The organism is Sphingobium sp. KKT206 (assembly GCF_055640555.1).
The window spans coordinates 338,796-362,648 of sequence record NZ_CM145765.1 but is presented as its reverse complement, the minus strand read 5'-3'; the positions used below and the strand labels follow the sequence as shown (position 1 = coordinate 362,648).

Here is a 23,853-nt window from a genome sequence, read left to right as displayed (position 1 = left end):
AAACAAGCGTTGAGAACGTTCACAGAAAATTACGAGGAAGGATGCCGATGCGCTCAGCAGCGGGAATCATGATCATGGCGCTGGCCATTGGCGGCAATGTACAGGCGTCGGGGCAACCGCGGACATCCGCCAATCCCGTCGTTGTGCCACCGGAAGCGAAGGCAGACCCGTCAGTCTGGCCCGCGGCCCACAGCCCGGCCGCCATTACCGATCGCCAGACCGAAGCGGCCATCGACCGCCTGATCGCGCGCATGACGGTGGAGCAGAAGGTCGGACAGACGATCCAGGCCGACATCAGCGCGATCACTCCGGCCGAGCTTGCCCGTTATCCCCTGGGATCGATCCTGGCAGGCGGCAACTCCGGCCCATTCGGCAATGAGCGCGCCGACGCCGCGACCTGGATCAAGCTGGTCAGCGACTATCGCGCCGCGTCCGAAAAAGCGGGGGCTGGTGTCCCCATCCTGTTCGGCGTCGATGCTGTTCACGGTCATTCCAACCTGCCGGGCGCGACCATCTTTCCGCACAATATCGGCCTTGGTGCCGCGCATGACCCCGAACTGATCCAGCGCATCGGCGTTGCCACCGCAGCGGAAATTGCCGGGTCCGGGATAGAATGGACCTTTGCCCCGACATTGGCGGTGCCGCAGGATCTGCGCTGGGGCCGCAGTTATGAAGGCTATGCCGCCGACCCGGCGCTGGTGAAAGCCTATTCCAAGGCGATGGTGGAGGGTCTACAGGGCGACCTGCTGCCCGGCAAGCCGCTCGGTTCGGTCCAGGTCGCGGCAACCGCCAAGCATTTTCTGGCCGACGGCGGGACCGAAAATGGCAAGGATCAGGGCGATGCCCGACTGCCCGAAGCAGAGTTGATCCGCATCCATGCGCAGGGCTATCCCGCCGCCATCGACGCAGGCGCGCTCACCGTCATGGCCAGCTTTTCCAGTTGGAACGGCGCGAAGAACCACGGCAATCCGACGCTGCTGACCGATGTCCTAAAAAAGCGGATGGGGTTTGAAGGGCTGATCGTCGGCGACTGGAACGGTCATGGACAGATCCCCGGCTGCACCGTCACGGATTGCGCAGCCTCGATCAATGCGGGGCTGGACCTGTTCATGGCTCCCGATAGCTGGAAGGGATTGTTCGATGCCACGCTGCGCGATGTGCGCAACGGCACCATCCCGATGGCGCGACTGGACGACGCCGTACGGCGCAATTTGCGGGTCAAATATAAGCTTGGCCTGATGGGGCCGAACCGGATCGCGCGCGGTGACCCGGCACTGGTCGGGGCCGATGCGCATCTGGCGATCGCCCGCGAAGCTGTCGCCAAGTCGCTCGTTCTCCTCAAAAATGAAGGCTCATTGCTCCCCATCCGTCCAGGCGCGAAGGTGCTGGTCACCGGCCCCGGCGCCGACAATATGGCGATGCAGGCCGGCGGCTGGACCATCACTTGGCAGGGCACGGACACGAGCGCTGCGGATTTCCCCAAAGGAAGCACGATCGGCCGTGCCATCATCGATGCCGTCAAGCAGGCGGGCGGCAGTGGGCAACTGGCACCCACCGGCGATTTTGCCGACAAGCCGGACGTCGCGATCGTCGTCTTCGGCGAACAGCCCTATGCCGAATTTCAGGGTGACGTGTCGAACCTCATCTTCCATGGTCAGGATGGCGAACGCGAACTGCTCGCCAAATTGAAGGCGCAGGGCATTCCGACCGTCGCGCTTTTCCTGTCGGGCCGCCCCTTGTTCGTCGGCCCAGCGTTCAATCTAGCCGATGCTTTCGTTGCCGGCTGGCTTCCCGGATCGCAGGGCCAGGGCGTTGCCGATGTGCTGGTGGCGGGCAAGGACGGCAAACCGCCACGCGACTTTACCGGTCGGCTGCCCTTTGCCTGGCCAGCGGACGCCCGCTCTCCTGTCACTGCGCCCCTTTTCCCGGTCGGCTATGGCTTGGATTATGCGCACCCCCATGCCCAAGGCCCCGTGAATGAAGATCCCCGCGTCGAACAGGGGCCAGCGGTCAGCAACAGCCTGTTCCTGCGCACCGGGCGGGTGCTCGATCCATGGCGGCTGGGTCTCGACAGCAGCGTGTCCATGCGCGCCGTCGACATCGCGGCGCAGGAAGATGCGCGCCAGTTCAAGTGGAGCGGCAAGGGCGATATCGCCATTGACGGCCCGGCCGTTGACATGTTGCGGCAACTCAATGGCGGCTTTGCCCTGCGCATCGACTGGCGGATGGATGCCCGTGGCACTGGGCCCGTTTCGATCGCGATGGGCAATGCGCGGCTGGATGTCAGCGCACTGGCGGCGGCAGCGCCGCTGGGCCAGGAAAGCAGCATCCAAATCCCGCTCCAATGTTTCAAGGATAAGGGTGCCGATTTCAAGGCGATCGGAACCCCGTTCCGCATGGGAGCGGATGCGCCGATGACGGTCAGCCTGCGCAATGTGCGGATTGAGGGCATCGGCACGCCTGTTCCCTGTCCCCCATCCCTCCCCTGACGCTGCGAATCACCGCGAGACGCTGAAGCCGTAAACGGCATCGCGACATGGCCCGCCTCTTCACCAGGAGGCGGGCCATTTTTTGATATTTGATGTTGGGCACGCGAAAACCCGGCGCTTGCGGTCGGCTCACCGGGTCAAACCGGCTCGCGCAAGCGGGTCGACAACGACATATGTTAGCGCTATCACATAGCGAAGCGATGGCGTGAGACGTTTCAAGGCGTCCACTCCATCATGCCGCGTCGGATAGAATGAGGAGAGGGATTGATGGATATTGGCCTGGGAATGATGGGTCGGCTGCTGCCATTTGCCGCATTGGCACTATCCAGCACGGCGGCGCAGGCCGAGCCAGCACGCTTCGAGCGCTTCACCTATGAAGGCCAATCGATCGAGCAAGTGAAGGCCGGGCCGGGCGAATATATCAATCCCATATTGTCGGGCTATTATCCCGATCCGACCATTACCCGCGTGGGCGACGACTATTATCTCGTCAACTCCTCCTTCGCCCATTTCCCCGGCCTGCCGATCTTCAAGTCGAAGGATCTTGTGAACTGGGTCCAGATCGGCAATGCGATCGACCGGCTGAGCCAGCTCGATTTTACCGGCCGCCGCACGTCGGAAGCCGTCTTTGCGCCAGACATCAGTTGGCATGATGGCGTCTTCTACATCGTCAACACCTGCGTCGCTTGCCGCAACAACTTCGTCATCACGGCCACTGATCCGGCCGGTCCTTGGTCCGACCCCATCTGGCTACCCTTCGAAGGGATCGACCCATCCATCTATTGGGAAGGGGATAAAGCCTATATCGTGAACAATCGCGCGCCCGATGAACCGCCGCGCTATGACGGGCATCGCGCCATCTGGATTCAGGAATATGACTGGCGCGCCGGCAAAATGGTCGGCCCCAGCACCCAGTTGATCAATGGCGGCGTCGACATCAGCAAAAAGCCGGTATGGATCGAAGGTCCGCATATTTTCCGCAAGGATGGCTATTATTATCTGACTGCAGCCGAGGGCGGCACCAGCGTCAATCACTCCCAGGTCGTGCTGCGATCGAAGAAACTGCGCGGCCCCTATCTCCCTTATGCGGACAATCCCATTCTCACCCAGCGGGATATGGACCCCAACCGGCCCAATCCGATTGGGTCCGCCGGGCACGCCAAGTTGATCCAGACGCAAAAGGGGGACTGGTGGGCGACCTTCCTGGCGGTACGCCCCTATGAGGGCGACTTCTACAATATCGGGCGTGAAACCTTCCTGCTGCCCGTAACATGGAAAGATGGCTGGCCGATCATTCTGCCCCGTGGCGAAAAGATACCCCATGTCGGCAAGGTGCCTGACCTGCCCGCCCAGCCTAGCCCTGCGCTGCCGATGAGCGGCAACTTCACCTACACCGATGATTTCGACGGCGATCGTCTGGCGATGCAGTGGATCGGCATCCGCACGCCCCACCAACCCTTCTATCGCGTGAGCAACGGCGCGCTGGAACTGGACAGTGGCACGCCGCTTGGCGATCTGAACGGAGTTCCGGCCTTCGTCGGACGGCGGCAGCAGCATGCTGTCGCCACCATGTCCACGACCATGCGCTTCACCCCGGAGAAGGACGGCGACACCGCCGGGCTGGCGGCGGTCCAGAGCGACCGCAGCCATATAGTGTTCGGCATTACCCAGGTTGGCGGTAAAAAGATGGTCGCGCTGACGTCGCGCGACAATGCCGATACCGATATGCTGGTCGCCTCCGCGCCGCTGACCGCCACCGGCCCCGTAACGCTCACCATCCGCGCCGATGGTGGCAAGATGGCGTTCGACTATGAAGTGGAGGGAAAACGGGCGACGCTCAAATCCGATCTGGACGCGACGCTACTGAGCACGCGCAAAGCAGGGGGGTTCGTTGGGACTGTCGTCGGTCCCTATCGCTACACCCCTGCATCCTGAAAAGGGCTTCTCATGACCATCAAGTCATCCATCGCCCTGCTGGGGCTGTCGCTGGCCGCCACTGCCCTGCCCGCGCAAGTCTGGCGCGCGGACCAAGGCGATGGCACCTATCGCAATCCTGTCCTCTTCGCCGACTATCCCGATCCCGACATCATTCGCGTCGGAGAGGATTTCTACTTCATCACCACCACCTTCGCCAATGCGCCAGGCATGACCATCCTTCATTCGAAGGATCTGGTGAACTGGCAGATTGCCGGCCATCTGATGGACCGGCTGGAGGGCAACCCCCGCTATGATCTGAGCGATGGCGGCGATTATCGCCGGGGCTTCTTCGCGGCCAGCATGCGCCATCACAAAGGCACTTTTTATGTGGCCGTCAGTCCGATCGGGCTCAACACGCGCATTTATCGCGCGAACAGCCCGACCGGCCCCTGGACCTATACCGAACTGGATCGCCACGCTTTCGACCCGGCGCTGTTCTTCGAGGATGATGGCCAAGCCTATCTGATGACGTCGATCGGGACGGACGGCACAGTGACATTGCTGACGATGAACGAGGACGTCACCAAGATTACCGCGTCCAAGGTCGTCCATTATAACAAAGGCGCTGAAGGATCGAAGATCATCAAGCGCGCGGGCTGGTATTATCTGTTCAACGCGCTCCCTTCCAAACTGGCGCTGAGCGTCTCGCGGGCGCGCAGCTTGCAGGGACCGTGGGAGACCCGTCCGCAGATCGACGACACCAGCGGCGGCCATCAGGGCGCATTGGTTGATCTGGCCAATGGCGAATGGGCCGGCTTTGTCATGGTCGATGCCGGATCGATCGGCCGGATGACCAATATCAGCCCGGTATATTGGCAGGACGACTGGCCGATATGGGGCACGCCCGACGCACCGGGCCGCGTACCCGACCGCGCGCCCAAGCCGATCATGGGCCACCCCTTTGCCGAACCGCCCGCATCGGATGATTTTTCCGCATCGACATTGGGCCTGCAATGGCAATGGAACCATAATCCCGATGACCGCCGCTGGTCTTTGCGCGAACGGCCAGGCTTCCTGCGGCTTCACGCAACCCAGGCCGACCGGCTGTGGACGGCACGCAATACGCTGACGCAAAAGGGGCAGGGGCCTCGCAGCAGCGCTATCGTCAAAGTGGACATGCGCGGGTTACGCTCAGGCGATGTGTGCGGCTTTGGCACATTCGGCAAGATCAGCGCGCAATTGTCGATCGTCGGAAGCGACAAGGGTCGCCGCGCCCTGACGATGATGGTGACCGATTCCACGGAGGATGGCCCCCGCACCGAAACCCGCGTCGCATCCGTACCCGTGTCTGGCCAGACGCTCTGGCTGCGCACCGACATGGACTTCGTCCGTGACGAGGGCCGCGTCGCCTACAGCAGCGACGGACGAAAATGGACTGGCGTAGGCGATCATTTCCCGCTGAAATTCGACTGGCGCACCGGCACGTTCCAGGGGCAGCAATTCGCCCTATCCTGCTATAATGCGCGGCCGGACGGCGGCTATATCGATATCGACAGCTTCACCCTGTCGCCCTTGCCCGAAGCGGTGGAGGAAGCAAGGCCATGAAATTCAGCCGTCGCGAGAGCGTTGCGGCGATAGCAGCGGGCACCGCTGCCCTCTCAACCGCGCGCGCGCGTGGGGCAGTCGCTCGCCCGCCCTCACCTCTTATGCTCTGGTATGAACAGCCCGCATCGGTGTGGACGGAGGCGCTGCCCGTCGGCAACGGGCGAATGGGCGCGATGGTCTTTGGTGGTATCCGTCAGGAACAATTGCAACTCAACGAGTCCACCCTATGGGCGGGCCAGCCCTATGACCCGGTCAACCCTGCGGCGCGGGCCGCGCTATCCAAAGTCCGCGCGTTGATCTTCGAAGGCAAGATTGCCGAGGCCGAAGCCCTGGCGAACGACGCCGTCCTCGCCACACCATCCACGCAAATGCCCTATCAGGGCTTTTGCGATCTCATGCTGGATTTCCCTGGCCTGGGGCAGACGTCTAACTATCGGCGCAGCCTGGATCTGGACAGCGCCATGACAACTACCCGATTCACCGCCGATGGCATCGATCATAAGCGCCAGGTGATTGCGTCGGCAGACGATCAGGTCATCGCAATGCGTGTGACGGCATCGGGCGAAGGACAGCTCAACGTCGATATCGGCCTGGCGTCCCCGCACAAGATCGTCGCGGTCGAGGCCGACGGATCGGCAAGCCTGTTGATGACCGGCCGCAATGGCGATGCCGCCGGCATTAACGGCGGCTTGCAGTTCGCCGCCCGCCTGTTCGCTTCGGCAGAGGGCGGGCGGATCGAGCCAGGTGCAGGCGGCAGATTGCTGGTGCGCGGCGCCGATGCGGTCACGCTGATGATCGCCATGGCGACCAGCTATCGCCGGTTCGACGATGTCAGCGGCGATCCCGTAGCTGCGACCCAGGCCACGCTGGATCGCCTGCGTGGCCGTTCCTTTGCGCGGGTCGCGGCGGACGCGACCGACGCGCATCGGCGGCTCTTTCGCCGCGTGTCGATCGACCTTGGCCGATCGGCCGCCGCAGACCTGCCGACCGACAAGCGCATTGCCGCGTCGCCGACCCAGGACGACCCGGCGCTTGCAGCGCTCTATTTCCAATATGGTCGCTACCTGCTGATCTCTTCCTCACGGCCGGGCGGCCAGCCTGCCAATCTGCAAGGCCTGTGGAACGACAGCCTCAACCCGCCCTGGGGGTCGAAATATACGATCAACGTCAATACCGAGATGAATTATTGGCCCGCCGAGACCACGCATCTGGGTGAGTGCGTCACACCGCTGGTCGATATGGTCCGCGACCTCGCCGTCACCGGCGCGCGCACGGCAGCGACCATGTATGGCGCCCGCGGCTGGGTCGCGCATCATAATACCGACCTGTGGCGTGCCAGCGCCCCCATCGACGGTGCACAGTTCGGGCTATGGCCGACCGGCGGCGCATGGCTCTGCACCCATTTGTGGGATCATTATGATTATGGCCGGGATCGCGCATTCCTGACCTCCATCTATCCGCTGATCGCCGGAGCCGCCCGCTTCTTCCTCGATACGTTGCAGCCAGAACCAAAGACCGGCTACCTCGTCACCAACCCGTCGATGAGCCCGGAAAATCCGCATGGTCATGGCGGCACCCTATGCGCCGGGCCGACCATGGACATGGCGATCCTGCGCGACCTGTTCGGTCAGACGATCGAGGCCGCGCAAATCCTGAATGTGGATGCTGACTTCGTGGCCGAACTGGAAGCAGCGCGCGCGCGCCTGGCGCCTTATCAGGTTGGCCGACAAGGACAGTTGCAGGAATGGCGGGAGGATTGGGATGCCGATGCACCCGAACAGGATCATCGCCATGTCTCTCATCTCTATGGGCTTTATCCCTCGCACCAGATCAGCGTCGAAGACACGCCGGACCTGGCCGCCGCGGCGCGCCGGACGCTGGAAATTCGCGGCGATCGGGCGACCGGCTGGGCAACGGCATGGCGTATCACCCTATGGGCGCGGTTGCGCGATGGCGATCATGCCCATCGCATATTGGGCTACCTGCTCGGCCCCGATCACAGCTATCCCAATATGTTCGACGCCCACCCGCCCTTTCAGATCGACGGTAATTTCGGCGGAACGGCCGGGATCGTCGAAATGCTGCTTTACAGCCGTGGCGACGTCATCGACCTGCTACCCGCTTTGCCAAGCGCATGGCCGGAAGGACGTGTCACCGGACTGCGCGCGCGCGGACGGTGCGGCGTCGATCTCGCTTGGCGCGATGGGCGGCTCACGCGCGTCACGCTGCACCCCGACATGGATGGCCAAAGGACCATAAGGCTCGGTAGTCGTCGCGCAACGGTATCGCTCAAGGCCGGACGCGCCCTCATGCTTGAAGATGGAGATTTTGCCTGATGACGAAGGTTTATGTCCGGGGCTTGCTGCTCGGCCTCACTGCCCTGGCGGCCAGCACCAGCCTGTCTGCCCAGACAGCCGATCCGCTCGCGCCGCAAGGCCGTTGGAGCGCCTATCAGGGGGGCAGTGCCGCCCTGCCGCCCATGGGGTGGAACAGTTGGAACGCCTTTTTCACCGAGATTGATGAGGAAAAGCTACTCGGATCGGCGCAGCGGATCATCGACAGCGGCCTCGCCAAGAAGGGCTATCAATATATCAATATCGACGATGGTTGGTGGCTCAAGCGCCGGACGAATGACGGCAAATTGCTGATCCGTTCGGAGAAATTCCCATCGTCCCTGCGCGCGGGCAAGGGCGACCCGTCTTTCCGTCCCCTGACCGACAAGCTCCATGCGATGGGGTTAAAGGCGGGCATTTATTCGGACCTTGGCCGCAATAGCTGTTCGCAGGCCTATTCGACTGGCGAAGCGCAATTGCCCGAAGGGTCGATCGCTGAACGCGAGGTCGGACTCTATGGCCATATCGATCAGGATATTCGGCTCTTCTTCGCCGATTGGGGTTTCGATCTCATCAAAGTGGACGGATGCGGCATCCGCGCCTTTGGCGATGGCAGCGCACCGGTGAAATCCGGTAAATATCGCATGCTCGCGCCCCTGATCGACCAGGCGTCGGTCACCCGCTCGGATGTTCCCGCGGTGCAGGGACTGTTCAGCCAGATCAACCAGTCGCTTACCCGTCATAACCCGGACAATGACTATCTGCTCTCGCTCTGCGTGTGGGGTAGCGCCAATGTGCGCGCCTGGGGCAAGGATTATGGCAATAGCTCCCGCACCAGCGACGATATCACGCCCCATTGGGCGCGGATGCTGACGAACTACGACAGCGCGGTACGCCGGGCGCTCTATGCCCATCCAGGGTCGTGGAACGATCCCGACATGCTGTTCATCGGTCAGGGCGATTTCGACGCTGAGCATCTGACCGAAGCGCGATCGCATTTTGCGCTCTGGGCGATGATGAACGCGCCGCTGCTGATCGGCGCGGACCTCCGCAAGACGCCGCAATCCTTGATGGATATTTTCGGCAATGCCGACCTGATCGCCGTCAATCAGGATCCCGCTGGCCATCAGGCCATTGTCGCCTTCGACAGCGATTCATTGCAGATATTGGTCAAGACATTGGCCAATGGCGACAAGGCGGTCGCGCTGTTCAACCGGGGCCTTGCGCCGGTCGATGCCATGCTGACGGCCGGTCATCTCAAATTCCGCGACGACAAGGCTGTGGCTTTGACCGACCTTTGGACGGGCGAACAGAGCCGCTTCACCGGAGAGCAAGCCTTGAAGGTTGCGCCACGACAGACGCTTGTCTTCATCGCAAAAGGCGATCGGGCCTTGGCAGATGGCCTTTATCTGTCGGAGCAACCTGGCAATATCAACCCGGCCGTCGATGGGGTTACCGCACCTGCGGCTGATCCCACGATCTTCCGCTCCATCCCCGGCTGGCGCAGCACGAGAGGATTGGGCGAACGCCCCATCTATGCAGGCTGGGGCGGCGCACAGCCCGATGCGACCCCCTATAACCAGCCGCTCGCGATCGCTGGCAAGACCTATGCGTCCGGCATGGCGTCCTTGCCAATTCACGGCTGGAAATTCGGAACAAAGGCTATGGCCGCCTGACGGCCATGGCTGGGGTCGATGACAGTGCAGCGGACTCGCGCCATGGTGTCCGCTTCGCTGTCTATGGCGACGGCAAGCTGCTGACGCACACGCCGGTAGTTCGCCGCGGCGAAACGCCAACGCCGATTGCCGTCGATGTAAAAGGCGTCGCCCTCATCGAGATGGTCGCGCAAGCCGATGACGGGGTTCCGGGCGAAATGCTGCCCGTCAGTTGGGGTGACGCGGCCCTGCTACGCTGATCGCCATGATGGGTGGGCGGTGTAGTAATCCGCCCGCCCAACATAGCCTCATTCCCTAACGACCTGTACCGATCGGCAGCTCGAACGAACCGACCGGTAGAGGGGCCTCGTCATAGAGGTTGGTGACCGGCGAATCCGCCCAGCCATATCGCACCCGCACGGCTGGCTGACCATCACCTGCCAGCCGGATGCGCAATCCTTCCACCTCGCCGCCGACATAGCGACAGCTATCCGCCGCTTGCCCGCACAGCTCAAAGCCGATCGCCTGCGCGGCGCTACGCGTCTGAAGGGCGCCCGTTAGCCCTGAAAATTCGATCATGGCCCCGCCGTCCGGCGTAGCAATGGCCTTTGCCGCCTGCGGACCGCTAGCGGAATGCCGTTCGCCATAGGCAACCGCCCGCATCGACCGCGCGAGGCGGCGACCCAATTCCTGCTTCTCTCCGGGATGAATATCGAACGGATCGCCCAGATCGATCGCCGTGGCCAACGCCGCATTGGGGTCCGCTGCCACGGCCCGATATTGCGTATCGCGCATCCGTGCCCAGCCGCTCTCCGACGGTTTCGTCGTCGGCTTGCCATAGGCGGCGAGCTGCACGATGACGAAGGGCAGGTCGGGCGCGCGAAATTGTTCGCGCCATTCGGCCATCATTGCCGCCAGCCGATCGGCATAGCCAGGCAGATCGACATCGGACTCGCCCTGATACCAGGCAACACCCTTCAAGCCGATCGCACCCAGCGGCGCGATCATGCCATTAAAGAGCGTGCCCGCGCCGGTCACATCAGCCCATGGCACACGCGGCGCGCCGGGGGGCGATTTGGCTGCCACGGCATAGCGCCACTTGTCGCCCAACGGCACATCGCCCCCATCGGCAAACCGCAAGGCCATGTCGCTCGCCGGTCCCAGCAGCCCACCATTGGCATAATTATCCATCACATTGATGATCAGGACATTGCGACCCGCCTTCAACAGACCCGGTGGCACGGTCAGGCTGGTGGGCTGCCATGCCTTGGCGCTCATCCCCACGGGACTGCCATTGATCCAGACCCGGCCGACATCATCCATGGTGCCCAAGGACAGGGTCGCCGCCTCGGCTGCCTGCGCAGCCGTCAAAATGATTTCCCGCCGGAACCAGACCATGCCGTTGAATTCGGAGAGAGCACTGACGCCCCATTCTTCCCATGGCCCCAATTTCGGCACATCTGCCCAGCCAAGGGTACTGCCGGGCTGCCAAGGCTCTTGGCCGACAGCATCGCCGGTGGCTGCGCGCCACCAACCTTCCCATTCGGCGCTCGCCGCCCGTTCGGCTCCGATGGGATCGCTGGCGTGCAACTTCACCATGGCGGAGCGATCGGCGCGACCGATCGCGGCCTGGGCCACTTCCCCCATCCAGGGGCTGATCTGCGATCCGCCCCAACTGCTGGAGATGGCGCCGATCGGAACGCCCGCCGTCTTGCGCAGGTCTCGCGCCATATAATAGCAGGCAGCGGAAAAATCGGGCACGCTTTCCGGGCTGGCCGTCTTCCACGACACCGCACTGGCAAAGTCCTGCCGTGCCTGGTCCGCCGCTTCGCGCGGAACCGTAATCAGGCGCAGTTGCTCATCCGACGAATTGCGGATCTGCCCCATGGCATCCTGCGCATTGCGCACTTCCAATTCCATGTTCGATTGGCCTGAACATAGGAAGACGTCGCCCACGACCACGTCCCGCGCCGTCACCTGCCCCTTGTCGCTGCGCGCCGACAATGCGATCGGTCCAGCCTTGGTAAGCGCGGCAAACCCCGCTTGGAACCGCCCCTGCGCATCCGCCGTCACGACCTGGGTCGCCGCGCCCAATGTTATCGTGATCATCTCGCCCGGATCAGCCCTCCCACGGATCAGGGCCGGACGATCGCGCTGGATGACCGAATGGTCACCAGATAGCGCATCGAACACAGGTGCTGCAGCCGCAGGCATAGCCATCACCGGGAGGAATCCCATAGCTACAGCCGTGATATACCGATTTGAGCGCTTCATATGTGATCCTCCCGCTATGCAAATTGTGCCGTTCCGCGCTTGCAGAACATCCGAACGGCGCCGCTTAGAAGCGCCGATCAGGCTATTAATGTTAACGCTACCTTTTGGTGCCGTCATTTTCATTCGTTTGACAAACTGGAGGTCTGACCCGCCCGCTTATCGCGCGCCCTGAAAGGCGAGATGCGCGCTGAAGAAGGGCAGCAGCTTATCCTGAAATCGCCAAGCCACCCGGTTGGTATGATCGCCCTCATAGATTTCGAAACTGTTGGGAATGCCATAGCGATCAAGCACGCCATGCAGCGTCTGCGCATCAGCTTTCAATCCATCCTTGTCGCCGACATCGATGGCGATCGCGCGATAGCGGCGGAGATTGCCGATATATTGATCGACGAACGCCAGCGGCGCATTCGCTGCCCATTTGGCCACGACATCGGGTTGCACCACCCCGTCCTTGACCGGCATGTCCAGATAGAGGGGCGGCTTTTGCGGGTTGGGCGACCAGGCGGCAGCCGTCGCCAATTGCGCGCGCAACATGAAGGATAGCCCAGCCGAATCGGCGGGCGACTTTACCGATTCGAGCTGTTTGAACACGGCCGGATCGATCTGCGCCGGATCGCGCGGCGACAGGCAGCAGGGGCTCATCATATAAAGCGCACCGAATATATCGGCATGTTTCATGCCGATGCGGCTGGTCCCGTAGCCGCCCATGCTATGCCCTGCCAGCCCCCGGCTTTCGCGCTGCGCGATCGTTCGATAATGGTCGTCGATATAACGGACCAGATCGCGCGCCACGAAACTTTCGAAATCGCCGGTCGTCACCGAACTGGAATACATCGACCCATTATGGATCGTCTTGGAATCGGGCAGCACCAGGATCATCTCCTGCGTGCCTTTGGCAAAGGCGCCTTCCACGGTCCGGGGAATGTGGATTTCCTTCGCCCATTCCTCCGCGCCGATCGAATAGCCGTGCAGCGCATACACGACCGGATAACGCCGTGATGGTTCGCGACCATAGCTGGGCGGCAGGATCACCAACACATCGCGGTCGCCCGCTTCGCCTTCCAGATTGCCCTCGATCGTCGGAGCATGCACCTTGATGCGCTCGATCGTTACCGGCTTTGCACCGGCGACAACTGGCGGCGCACCCGTCGCCACCTGCGCCAAGGCAGGCAGCGACGCCCCGGCCATCGCCAACGCCGCAACGACCATCATCCGTGTCTTGAACGTCATGCCAACCCCTCCATTTTCGTCGTCATTGTCCGCGCAACAGGCGCATCACCAGGGCACGGATCCGCCCATAATTTCCTTGGCCTAGCGGCCCCAACACCCCATGCTGCCCGTCCGGCATATGGGCCAAAGGATGGCCGTCGGGGCGAAAGACATAATGGTCGAAATAGGCGCGCCAGGCGTCCCGCTCGGCCGCTGGCCGTTCGGCAATGGCGATCATGGCGAGCAGCATGGCGGTGTGCGGCGCATCCGGCCCGGCGCTGAAACCATCCCACCAGTAATTGACCAGAATGTTGACGGGATCGAGCGCCTCGACCTGATGCCACCATAATTTGGGGAGGTAGAGCGCGTCTCCGGGGTCGAGGTCCACCATAACGGCCCTCGCTCGCGCGGCCGCAAAGCGAGGATATTGCGGATCGTCGCTCGCCGCCCCCGTGGCCAGCGATATCGGCTGGCCCGACAATGTATGGTCGATCGGCCCGACATAGAGATCGCCGATCGCATCGGGCGGATAGAGGGTGAAGCGTCGCCGCCCGGCTACTGCGCAGGCCAGATTATCATAGGTGTCATAATGGCAGGCAACGGTCGAGGCATTGCCCAGCCATATCCGGGGGCGGACGTTCGGCGGCAACAACGCGCATGGATTCGCCTCGGCGAAACCGGGGAAATGATGATCGGTCGGCAGCGAACCCAGATAGCCGGTCTCGCCCGCATCCTGCGCGTTGGCGGCGATACGCGCGATCGCTTGCCGCACGGCGATGGTTTCCCTGGAAAAGTTGAAGCCGCCAGGCCCATCGCCATAATGATAGCGCCCACATAAATTTGGCGGACCAGCGAAATATTCCGCTGTCGATCCGCTGTCGAATCGCGCCAGATAGGCAAGCACGGCGTCATCGCTTTGCGTGCCCATCTGCATCGCAGGCCAGTCGCTACAGACTCCCCGAATCACAATGGGGTGGCACGCCTGCGCCAAATGTCGCAAACCTTCGACACCCCCGATCTCGGTAGCGGTTCGTTCCAGGGTCGGGACAGCGGCACTGGCCATCGGTCAGCCGAACCGTCCCAGCCTGTCGTTCCGCCGACGCGCCATCAGGCTTATATGCTGCAGCGATCCGGCGATGGCGTAGGCAAGGCGCAGATGCCCGGATCGAAACAGCATCATAACGGCCACATCGTCCAGATCATCGAGACTATCGAGGCTCACCGTATAGAGCCCATCCAGCCGCACCGTCTCCCCATCATCAAAGCTGAGCGCGATGTCGATCGGCTCGATCAGCTGGTGCGCAAGCAAGGCGGCGATGAAGGCTTCGGTCGCCTCCATCCCCGCAACCAGGCGGCTTAGCGCCTGTTGGACGACGCGCAATTGTAGGGTGGGCTTCCCTTCCGCATCGAACAACGGGTCACCATCGCCGGATGCAAAGCGGGGATGATCCGGGTCGAAGGCGATATTCTCCTCGGCCGTGAAGAAGCCTTCGCGATCCGCCTCCAGCGCCCGAAAGGCGGGACGATCATCGGGCGAATCCACCAGATGCTCGCCAGGCTTCAACCCGGTTAGCGCCCCCAGATAGAATCGGCCCGTCTCGGCATGTTTGGAAAAAAGAATCGGGCAGGCAGCGGCAGCGGCCAGGATTTCACCAACGACGATTCGCACGAACGGACCAGATCCATGGTCCGGTGCCCGCATCCGCAAACCGGCGTGCGCCACATTATTGAGCAACTGAAGCGATTCCATACCCTCTCCTCCTGCGGCACATTCTCACGCTGCCGCCGCCCTGTCTGGACGCATTTTTCGTGTCCGACCGCCTAATCACACGGGGCGATATTTACACATACAATTTCGCTTGATCGCCCGTTTCGATAGCGCTACCATTTACGCCTAGAAAAGAAAAGGCTTGGGTGAGGATCAAATCCGTTCGTGCGACGGTCCCTCCCCCCAAAGTCTGAAACTGTGATCGTGCGTGACAATAGTGTCGCGACGTTCGGGCGAGAAGAAGTGGGAGTAAGGGGAGGATCATGAAGACAGATTTCGATCGCGCTCGTTTGGCGAAGCGCAGCCGCAAGAGCCTGGCGGCGACAGCCAGCGGCTTGGCCCTGGCAATCGCCTTTCCGGCCGTTGCGCAAGTGGCCGAACAGGCGACCATCACGAACCCTGCCAGCGAAGCGGACATCGTCGTCACCGGCATCCGTGGGTCGCTGCAACGCAACCTAGACATCAAGCGTAACTCGGCTGGTGTCGTCGACGTCATTTCGGCGGAAGATATCGGCAAGTTCCCGGATTCCAACGTCGCCGCATCGCTGCAACGCCTTCCGGGCGTGTCGATCAACCGGTCCGGTTCGCGCGGCGAACCTGATGGCATCACCGTGCGCGGCTTCGGCGGCGACTTCAACGAAACGCTGATCGATGGTCGCCGCATCTCCACCGCGACCGGTGGCCGTTCGGTCGACTTCTCCTCGGTCGGTGCCGATTTCGTCGGCCAGCTCGCCGTGCTCAAGACGCCTGACGTATCGCTGTCGAGCAGCTCGATCGGTGCGACCGTCAACATCTCCTACCCCAAGCCGTTCGACAGCCCCGGCACGCGCGTCGCGTTCAGTGCCGCTGGCTCGATCCAGGACGATGCGGGCAAGGTGGTGCCGACCGTCGGTGCCCTGTTCAGCAAGACCTTTGCCGATGACACGCTCGGCATCCTGATCGACGGCATCTACACCCGCCGCGATACGCAGGTGAACCGCGTCTATGTATCCGGTTGGCAGGGCGGCCTGTACGATCCTTGTCAGTTGGCAGGTAGCACTGCGACGGTTTGCAATCCTACTCCTGCCAGTAAGACTGTTGTCGGCTGGTACGGCCAGCAATATGGCGCCGATCAGCGCTATACCAAGGATGAGCGTATCGACGGCCGCATCGCCCTGCAATGGGCACCGTCCGACGACATCGTCCTGACGCTGGACGACAATTATTCGCGACAGAAGATTGTCACTGACATTTCCGGTTTCGGCGTCTGGTTCAACCAGGACTCAATGCGTAATGTCCAACAGGATGAAAACGGCACGACGATCGACTTCGTACAACAGGGATCGCCAACCGATTTCACCGCTGGCACCGATACCCGTGTGCTGGAAACCAACCAAATCGGTTTGAACATGGTGTGGGACGCGACGTCCAACCTCAAGATCGAGGCGGATGCCAGTTATTCGAAGAGCCGTCAGAACCCGGATGGTGAAATCAGCAGCGAAAATGGCGATATCGGCTATGGCGGCGCGCTGGGCACTGCAAACGGCATTCGCGTGTCCGGTAACAGCAGCAAGGCGTTCCCGGAACTGACGGCCTTTGGCCCCAATGGCGATGCTTCGCGTTGGCTGGACCAGACCATCATCGGCTCGCACGTCACCGTGCGGCAGCAGCAGGTCAACAGCGACGAGATCAAGCAGTTCCGCCTCGGCGCAACCTGGGAACAGGATAATCTGACCATCAAGTTCGGTGGCCGCTATATGGAGGATGAATTCACGCTCCAGAACAGCAGCACCTTCACCAATAACTTCTGGCAGGCTTATGCGGGCTATGGCGGTCCGTCCGGTCAAGGCAGTGGTGTTCTGATGCCCGCCAGCCTGATCCAGGGCGTGATTGGCACCAACAACTTCATCCCCGGCTTCTCCGGCGTCCTGCCACCCGGCCTGCTGAAATATGACGCTAAGGAATATCAGCGTATTCTGGAAGGCCTCGGCAATCCATATGCGCAGAATGTGCCGGGCTTTAACTATCCTCCCCCGACCGACCCTAACAACGGCCTGCTCAATTATCGCGGTATGTTTGATCTGTTGTTAGACCCAGGCAGCGTTCAGAATGTGCGCGAGAAGACCTGGTCGGCCTATGTTCGGGTAAATTTCGAAGCCGATGTCGCGGGTATGCCCTTCTACTTCAATGCAGGCGCGCGAGAAGAAATCACGAAGCTCGTATCGGCTGGCATTGGGCGATTGCCAACCTCGATCACAGGCAGCACAGCTGATCCAACTTTGCTCACGGTAGGCTTCGGTGAATCTCAGCCTATCTCCACGAAGAGCAGTTATTCCTACTTCCTGCCGAGCCTCGACATGAAGCTGGAACTGACCGACAGCCTGCACCTGCGTTTCGACGCTTCGCGCACGCTGACACGCCCGGCGCTGAATACGCTTACGCCGGTTCTTAACGTTGGCGTCGGCCAGCGCGTCGGCGCCCTGACGGCAACGGGCGGCAACCCCAACCTGAAGCCCTATCTGGCCGATAACTTCGACCTCGCGATGGAATGGTATTACCAGCGCAATTCCTACGCCTCCGTCAATTTGTTCCTCAAGGATGTGACGAACTTCGTGGTTGCGGGTACTCAGCGGCAGACGATCAACGGCGTCGTTGATCCGACCACCGGCGCGCCTGCAGTCTTTACCGTGTCGCAGCGGGTCAATGGACCGTCGGCCACAATCAAAGGCGTCGAACTGGCATGGCAGCATGTTTTCGGCGACAGCGGCTTCGGCTTCAACGCCAACGCCACCTTCGTCGAAACCAACAAGCCCTATGACGAAACCAATTTGTCGCAGAGCGGCTTTGCCGTGACCGGGCTTGCCAACTCGGCCAACCTTGTCGCCTTCTATGACAAGGAAGGCTTCCAGTTCCGTACCGCCGTCAACTGGCGCGACAAATATCTGCAGGTCTTTGGTCAGGCCCAGAACAACTCGGCCTTTGGCGCGGAACCGACCTTCGTCAATTCCAGCCTGCAGATCGATTTGAGCACCAGCTACCAGCTGACCGAACGGTTCAGCCTGTTCGGCGAAGCGCTCAACATCACCAACGAAACGGTCAGCACCCATGGCCGCTTCTCCAACCAGTTGCTTGATGTGTACGCGTATGGCCGCCGTTTCACGGCGGGCGCACGCTACCGCTTCTAACGGTTCTCGCCCTGGAGGGGATGTCGATTGACATCCCCTCCTTTTTAATGGTGACTTCTCTCTTATGGTTCATCCTGTCCGCAACATCGTGATCGTCGGCGGCGGGACAGCCGGCTGGTTGACCGCTGGCATCATCGCGGCCCGCCATCGCACCCGCATTGGCCAGGGTTTCAGCGTCACTCTGGTCGAATCCCCCAACACCCCGATCATCGGCGTGGGAGAGGGAACATGGCCGACGCTCCGCACCACCCTATCGCGCATGGGCGTGTCGGAATCCGATTTCTTCCGCGAATGCGACGCCGCTTTCAAACAAGGCGCACGCTTTGATGGCTGGACCACCGGCGCGGTCGATGATGGCTATTATCATCCGCTCATGCTCCCGCAGAATTTCGGGCAGGTGAACCTTGCCCCGCATTGGCTGGCAAGCAATCAGGGCGAAAGTTTTTGCGACAGCGTCAGCGCGCAGGGCCGCATCTGCGACGACGGCCTGGCCCCCAAAACAATTGCGACGGCCGAATATGACGCCCTCGCCAACTATGCCTATCATCTGGACGCGGGTAAATTCGCGCCTTTCATCCAACGCCATTGCTGCGAAACGCTGGGCGTGCACCATGTACTGGCGGATGTCCAACAGGTGCTGATGCACGAGAATGGCGACATCCGCGCCATACAGACCGCTCAGGCAGGCGAGATCGAAGGCGACCTGTTCGTCGATTGCACCGGCTTCAAGGCGCTGCTGATCGAAGGCGCGATGAAGGTGCCGTTCAAGGACTGCAACGACGTCCTGTTCTGCGATACGGCATTGGCGATGCAAGTGCCCTATGAGCGGCCGGATAGCCCTATGGCATCCCACACCATCTCGACGGCGCAGACATCAGGCTGGATCTGGGACATCGGCATCCAGACGCGCCGCGGCGTCGGCCATGTCTTTTCCAGCAGCCATATTTCCGACGAAGAGGCCGAACGCGAACTGCGCGCCTATATCGGCCCGGCGGCCGATGGGCTGAATGCCCGCAAGATCAAGATCCGTTCGGGCCATCGCGAAACCTTCTGGAAAGGCAATTGCGTGGCCGTGGGCCTGGCCGCCGGTTTCCTCGAACCGCTCGAAGCCTCCGCGATCGTGCTGATCGAATTGTCGGCCAAGATCATTGCCGAACAAATGCCCGCCTGTCGCGAGGTGATGGACATCATCTCCTCGCGCTTCAACGCGACGACCCACTATCGCTGGGGCCGCATCATCGACTTCCTCAAGCTCCATTATGTGCTGACAAAGCGCACCGACAGCGATTTCTGGCGCGACAATGTGCGCGATGAAACCATACCGGATCGCTTGAAGGAATTGCTGCTGCTCTGGCGCTACCAGTCCCCCTGGTTCCATGACGAGTTCGACCGCGTGGAGGAGGTCTTCCCGGCCGCCAGCTATCAATATGTCCTGTACGGCATGGGCTATCATACCGAAGTCGATCCCGCCTCGCTCAGCCGGGATCATCGCCTGGCCGATCGCGCCCGCCGTGAAAACGCCGCGCTGACCGACAAATTATGCGCCGGGCTACCCCGCCACCGGGATCTGATCAACAAGATCGTCGCGCACGGACTGCCGCCGGTCTGACCGGCGGCAACCGTTACCGCTTACTGCGTCCCCTTGCTCAGATGGTTGGCCGCATTGGCCAGTTCGATCCACGCTGCGCCTTCAGGAATGACATATTCATTCTGGCCCCAGAAATAGGGCCAATCCTCGTGATTTTCGGGGAAGTCCGGCTTGATCACCAATATGCCCGGCACGACGCCGCCTGCGATGAAGGAAAAGTCCGCCCGGTTATTGCCATAGGCGACTTCCTTCGACATCGTGCCGACACCCGACACGAAGGATATGTCCGACGCGGGATGGTGGCCGGTCAGGAACGCCATGCCATGAAATAGCGCGTCCGGCCCGACAATATCAGGGAAGGCCCGATGCAAAGCCTCGACCGTCAGCGCATAGCCAAGGACGGTCCCTGACCCCGCCCATCCGCCAGTGGTAATCGGGACGGCGAAGGGGTTGGCGCGTGCCATCTCCACGCTCTGCGCCTGCCAACGGCGCACCGCCGGGATCATCCCGGTGCGATAGGAAGCGGGCATGTAGGGAATCGCCGCGACAGCCGTCTGCGCGTTGAAGCCAAAACCCTTTTCGATGGCGGGCCAGAGCGCCTGCACCTTGGCGGCATAGACCGGCTTGCGGGTGGTGCGCAGCAGTTCCACCGCCGCCGCGAACATCTCCGCATCAAGCGGCCCGCCGGTGGTGTTGCCATGGCTGAACAAATCGGGCGCCTGCCCCTGTTCCTGCTGCCAGACCCGCTCGGCAGTTGCCAACGCGTGCTGCGCCAGCGCATCATCCTGCCCGCGCAACACCCGCACGGCGGCCGCCAGTCCTGCGATCGATCCATAGTTGAGCGCCGATGATTTGCTGGTGAAGGCCCAGCGATCGTCCGGCGTTCCGCTCCGCCCATTGCGAACCTCGCCCGGTTTCAAGGCCGGGTCATAGGGCAGCCCATCGGTCTTGTTCACTGCATCGCCCAAATGCGTATATTGGGCGACATCGGGCTCCACGATGCCATGAATGGCATGGCCGACCGCGTCGAATTGCGCCAGCAATTGCAGGGTGCCATGCGCCACCTGTTGCACCATGTCGGGCTTTCCGTCGGGCACATGCATTTCGACATACCGCCGCGCCTGGTCGACGCTTACCGTATCGCGATCCAGCCGATACCGCTCCGCCGCATCGGCAAGCGAGCGCACCACCTGATATTGGGATTGGGTGCGGATATCGAAATCGCCCGCATCATACCAGCCGCCGACGTTGAGGCCCGGAATATGCTCGCCCGGCTTGAAGCGCGTATCGGTCGTCGGTCCCTGCCGGTACAGGTCGATATGTTCATGGTTCAGCGGTGCCTGACGCGCATCGTCGCGATGGGAATCGCCGTGCCAGCTGCGATAGGCTTCATTGACCGACATATGGTCCATCGCGACCGGGAAATAGACATCGTTGGTCGGATGCCAGGCATCGGCATAGACATCCTGCGCGATGCGAAACGGCGCGGTGCGGACATCGCCATATTCCAGCATATAGAGTCCCGGTTGTTTAACGGCGCTGAAATCGAGTTGCAGATAATGATAACGCAGATAGTCGCCCCAGGGCTTCAGCGGCCCGGTTGCCACCGGCACCGCCGCGCCGTTGGCGTCCAGGCGCAGCAATTTGAGCGGTGGCCGTCGCTTGTCGTTGCGATCCAGTTCCACCGTGGCGATCTTGGGGCCATCGGGCGCATAGCCAAGCTGGGAATGCGCGATGACCGGCGTGCGCAGCCAATCGGGGTCGGCCTGCGGCTTCACTGTCCACTGCAGCACCGTACCGGTCTTGTTTGCGGGCAGGATCGATCGCAACACGAACCAGCCATTTTGCGCCTGATTGCGTCCATCATAGAGCTCGATCGGCTGATCGCTGCTCACGCTGATCCGGCGCGCGGGGTCTTCCGGTGCCAGGACGAAGCGGCGACCGCTGGCCATCGGCAGGGGTTCGGCACCCGGCCCTTCGCTCCGCCCGCTGGCCGCATTACGCTCCGCTGTCATCTCCATGGCGCTTGCAGGATAGATCGGGAAGGTGCCGGTTCGCTCGTCCGCCATATAGGCATGGTGGAAATAGGCCGACGGCAGTAATTCCAGGTTGAACCCGGCCTTGCCCGCCAAGGCCTGCGGCACGGGCTTGTCGAGAATGATGCTCAGTTCGACCGTACCCCCGCGCCGCTCGGCGCGAATGACATATTGCCAATCATGGGCGGCATAACGCAGCGTCGTTTCCACGACCCCGGCCTTGGCATCCACCTTGCGACCCACCAGCGCACCGATCGCATCCCATTGTCCGGGTGTCGCCGACAAGCGCACGTCGCCATTGGTCGCGGTGCGCATACCCTGCTGGATGATTTCGATACCGCTGATCTTTGCATCCGCAAACAGGCCGTCATACCAGTTGGAAAAGGCCAGAACATTGACCGCCGGGCCTTCGAAATAGCCCTTTTCGTTCAACTGCAAGGCGGGTTCGCTCGGCGTCTGCGCGATTGCCGCCGTGCTGCTCAGCAGCAGTGCAATCCCGACGCAGGAGGCTCGTAAACGCTTCATGTCTCTCTCCCTTGATTGCGCTACCATCATCCGGGCCGCAATTCTCACACCTTATATCGCAGCGATTATAGATGGGCACAATATCCAATAGGCTGATTGCCATGCGCTTATGATAGCGCTATTCATGATCGAAACATGAAGGAGAGACTGATGCCCCGGACGCGACGGATATTGCTCGGAACCCTGCCCTTGGCGATGGCCTTGTTGACCGCCGGGTGCCAGCAGAGCGCGGACAATGCGCAGGCGCCAGCCGCCAATGCCGCAGACGCTTCGAAATATCTGTCCCAGCCGCTGGTCAAGGACATCTATACCGCCGACCCGTCCGCCCATGTCTGGGATGGCAAAATCTATGTTTACCCCAGCCACGATATCGACGGACCAACTGCCGAGGATGATCTTGGCAGCCATTTCGAGATGCGCGACTATCGCGTGCTGTCGATGGACAAGATCGGCGGGCCGGTAACGGTCGGGCCAGTGGCGTTGGACGTCAAGGATGTGCCGTGGGCGGATCGCCAGATGTGGGCACCCGACGCCGCGCGTAAGAATGGCACTTATTATCTCTACTTCCCGGCCAAGGACAAGGAAGGCGTGTTCCGCATCGGCGTTGCAACGTCGAAGGATCCGATGGGGCCGTTCAAGGCGCAGCCACAGCCGATCAAAGGCAGCTATTCGATCGATCCCACCGTCTTCACCGATGATGATGGCGCAAGCTATATGTATTTCGGCGGCATCTGGGGCGGCCAGTTGCAGCGTTATGCCAACGGCAAATATGATCCGAACGGGTCGAAGACCGACCTGGAACAGGATGACAAGCCCGCGCTGCTGCCCCGCGTGGCCAAGATGACCGGCGACATGCTGGAATTCGCCGAAACGCCGCGGCCGTTGCAGATCGTCGATGAACAGGGCAAGCCTCTGCTGGGCGGCGACCATGATCGCCGTTTCTTCGAAGCATCGTGGATGCACAAATTTAACGGCAAATATTATTTCAGCTATTCGACCGGCGACACCCATTATCTGGTCTATGCGGTAGGCGATTCGCCCTATGGTCCCTTCACCTATAAGGGCCGCATCCTTGAACCGGTGGAAGGCTGGACCACCCATCATTCAATCGCCGAATGGAATGGTCGCTGGTGGCTTTTCTATGCCGACACACAATTGTCGGGTCAAACCCGCCTGCGTAACGTCAAGGTTACCGAACTGCATCATAATGACGATGGCAGCATCCGCACGATCAACCCGATCCTAAGCGGCGCAGCGACGAAGAGCGCAGCCCAGTGATTACTACGGCCG

12 protein-coding genes and 1 pseudogene are annotated in these 23,853 nt (G+C 61.6%); 8 read left to right on the top strand and 5 right to left on the bottom strand.

All coding sequences use genetic code 11. The features are described 5' to 3' along the window. The first annotated feature begins 68 nt into the window (after window positions 1-68). The 5 genes and pseudogenes from ACZ2HM_RS19655 (at window position 69) to ACZ2HM_RS19635 (ending at window position 10,259) form a co-directional block, all read left to right on the top strand. On the top strand, window positions 69-2,489 hold the full coding sequence (locus tag ACZ2HM_RS19655) for a glycoside hydrolase family 3 protein (RefSeq protein WP_470427291.1): 2,421 nt from the start codon (window positions 69-71) through the stop codon (window positions 2,487-2,489). 267 nt (window positions 2,490-2,756) lie between these two features. Beyond that, window positions 2,757-4,424 (top strand): glycoside hydrolase family 43 protein, encoded by a 1,668-nt coding sequence (locus ACZ2HM_RS19650; protein ID WP_470427290.1) that lies wholly within the window; start codon window positions 2,757-2,759, stop codon window positions 4,422-4,424. 12 nt (window positions 4,425-4,436) lie between these two features. Then, window positions 4,437-6,011 carry a glycoside hydrolase family 43 protein gene (locus tag ACZ2HM_RS19645; RefSeq protein WP_037475988.1) on the top strand — a complete coding sequence of 525 codons (1,575 nt, stop codon included), beginning with the start codon at window positions 4,437-4,439 and terminating at the stop codon, window positions 6,009-6,011. After that, window positions 6,008-8,347, top strand: a complete 2,340-nt coding sequence (locus tag ACZ2HM_RS19640) for a glycoside hydrolase family 95 protein (protein ID WP_470427289.1) — start codon at window positions 6,008-6,010, stop codon at window positions 8,345-8,347. The genes ACZ2HM_RS19645 and ACZ2HM_RS19640 overlap by 4 nt, the downstream gene beginning before the upstream one ends. Next, a pseudogene (locus ACZ2HM_RS19635) lies at window positions 8,347-10,259 on the top strand (NPCBM/NEW2 domain-containing protein). Before ACZ2HM_RS19640 ends, ACZ2HM_RS19635 begins: the two are co-directional and overlap by 1 nt. Before the next feature lie 55 nt (window positions 10,260-10,314). Here ACZ2HM_RS19635 and ACZ2HM_RS19630 read toward each other — a convergent pair. From ACZ2HM_RS19630 to ACZ2HM_RS19615, 4 genes are all read right to left on the bottom strand, one after another. Continuing rightward, the gene (locus ACZ2HM_RS19630) at window positions 10,315-12,219 is read right to left on the bottom strand and encodes a sialate O-acetylesterase (protein WP_313921801.1); all 1,905 of its coding nucleotides are present in this window, start codon (window positions 12,217-12,219) and stop codon (window positions 10,315-10,317) included. A gap of 210 nt (window positions 12,220-12,429) precedes the next feature. Next, a complete protein-coding gene (locus ACZ2HM_RS19625) occupies window positions 12,430-13,503 on the bottom strand; it encodes an alpha/beta hydrolase (RefSeq protein WP_470427288.1) in 1,074 nt (357 codons plus the stop codon). Between the two features lie 22 nt (window positions 13,504-13,525). Beyond that, the gene (locus ACZ2HM_RS19620; RefSeq protein ID WP_470427287.1) at window positions 13,526-14,545 is read right to left on the bottom strand and encodes a cupin-like domain-containing protein; all 1,020 of its coding nucleotides are present in this window, start codon (window positions 14,543-14,545) and stop codon (window positions 13,526-13,528) included. A gap of 3 nt (window positions 14,546-14,548) precedes the next feature. Next, window positions 14,549-15,232, bottom strand: coding sequence for a SapC family protein (locus ACZ2HM_RS19615; RefSeq protein ID WP_470427286.1), 684 nt, complete (start codon window positions 15,230-15,232; stop codon window positions 14,549-14,551). Window positions 15,233-15,513: 281 nt separating this feature from the next. On the opposite strand from ACZ2HM_RS19615, the gene ACZ2HM_RS19610 reads away from it, so the two are divergent. Together ACZ2HM_RS19610 and ACZ2HM_RS19605 are read left to right on the top strand one after the other, a co-directional pair. Then, complete coding sequence (locus tag ACZ2HM_RS19610; protein ID WP_470427285.1) at window positions 15,514-18,414, top strand: TonB-dependent receptor; 2,901 nt, start codon at window positions 15,514-15,516, stop codon at window positions 18,412-18,414. A 64-nt stretch (window positions 18,415-18,478) separates the two neighbouring features. Continuing rightward, window positions 18,479-20,023 carry a tryptophan halogenase family protein gene (locus ACZ2HM_RS19605; protein ID WP_069064146.1) on the top strand — a complete coding sequence of 515 codons (1,545 nt, stop codon included), beginning with the start codon at window positions 18,479-18,481 and terminating at the stop codon, window positions 20,021-20,023. 20 nt (window positions 20,024-20,043) lie between these two features. Here ACZ2HM_RS19605 and ACZ2HM_RS19600 read toward each other — a convergent pair whose 3' ends face one another. Continuing rightward, the gene (locus ACZ2HM_RS19600) at window positions 20,044-22,563 is read right to left on the bottom strand and encodes a glycoside hydrolase family 9 protein (protein ID WP_470427284.1); all 2,520 of its coding nucleotides are present in this window, start codon (window positions 22,561-22,563) and stop codon (window positions 20,044-20,046) included. 150 nt (window positions 22,564-22,713) lie between these two features. On the opposite strand from ACZ2HM_RS19600, the gene ACZ2HM_RS19595 reads away from it, so the two are divergent. Continuing rightward, window positions 22,714-23,841, top strand: coding sequence for a glycoside hydrolase family 43 protein (locus ACZ2HM_RS19595; protein ID WP_470427283.1), 1,128 nt, complete (start codon window positions 22,714-22,716; stop codon window positions 23,839-23,841). Window positions 23,842-23,853 lie beyond the last annotated feature (12 nt).

Excerpts from the sequence above, each read along its gene's own strand:
- ACZ2HM_RS19655 (WP_470427291.1), top strand. The coding sequence starts at position 69 with ATGATCATGGCGCTGGCCATTGGCGGCAATGTACAGGCGTCGGGGCAA.
- ACZ2HM_RS19650 (WP_470427290.1), top strand. The coding sequence starts at position 2,757 with ATGGATATTGGCCTGGGAATGATGGGTCGGCTGCTGCCATTTGCCGCA.
- ACZ2HM_RS19645 (WP_037475988.1), top strand. The coding sequence starts at position 4,437 with ATGACCATCAAGTCATCCATCGCCCTGCTGGGGCTGTCGCTGGCCGCC.
- ACZ2HM_RS19640 (WP_470427289.1), top strand. The coding sequence starts at position 6,008 with ATGAAATTCAGCCGTCGCGAGAGCGTTGCGGCGATAGCAGCGGGCACC.
- ACZ2HM_RS19630 (WP_313921801.1), bottom strand. The coding sequence starts at position 12,219 with ATGGCTATGCCTGCGGCTGCAGCACCTGTGTTCGATGCGCTATCTGGT.
- ACZ2HM_RS19625 (WP_470427288.1), bottom strand. The coding sequence starts at position 13,503 with ATGACGTTCAAGACACGGATGATGGTCGTTGCGGCGTTGGCGATGGCC.
- ACZ2HM_RS19620 (WP_470427287.1), bottom strand. The coding sequence starts at position 14,545 with ATGGCCAGTGCCGCTGTCCCGACCCTGGAACGAACCGCTACCGAGATC.
- ACZ2HM_RS19615 (WP_470427286.1), bottom strand. The coding sequence starts at position 15,232 with ATGGAATCGCTTCAGTTGCTCAATAATGTGGCGCACGCCGGTTTGCGG.
- ACZ2HM_RS19610 (WP_470427285.1), top strand. The coding sequence starts at position 15,514 with ATGAAGACAGATTTCGATCGCGCTCGTTTGGCGAAGCGCAGCCGCAAG.
- ACZ2HM_RS19605 (WP_069064146.1), top strand. The coding sequence starts at position 18,479 with ATGGTTCATCCTGTCCGCAACATCGTGATCGTCGGCGGCGGGACAGCC.
- ACZ2HM_RS19600 (WP_470427284.1), bottom strand. The coding sequence starts at position 22,563 with ATGAAGCGTTTACGAGCCTCCTGCGTCGGGATTGCACTGCTGCTGAGC.
- ACZ2HM_RS19595 (WP_470427283.1), top strand. The coding sequence starts at position 22,714 with ATGCCCCGGACGCGACGGATATTGCTCGGAACCCTGCCCTTGGCGATG.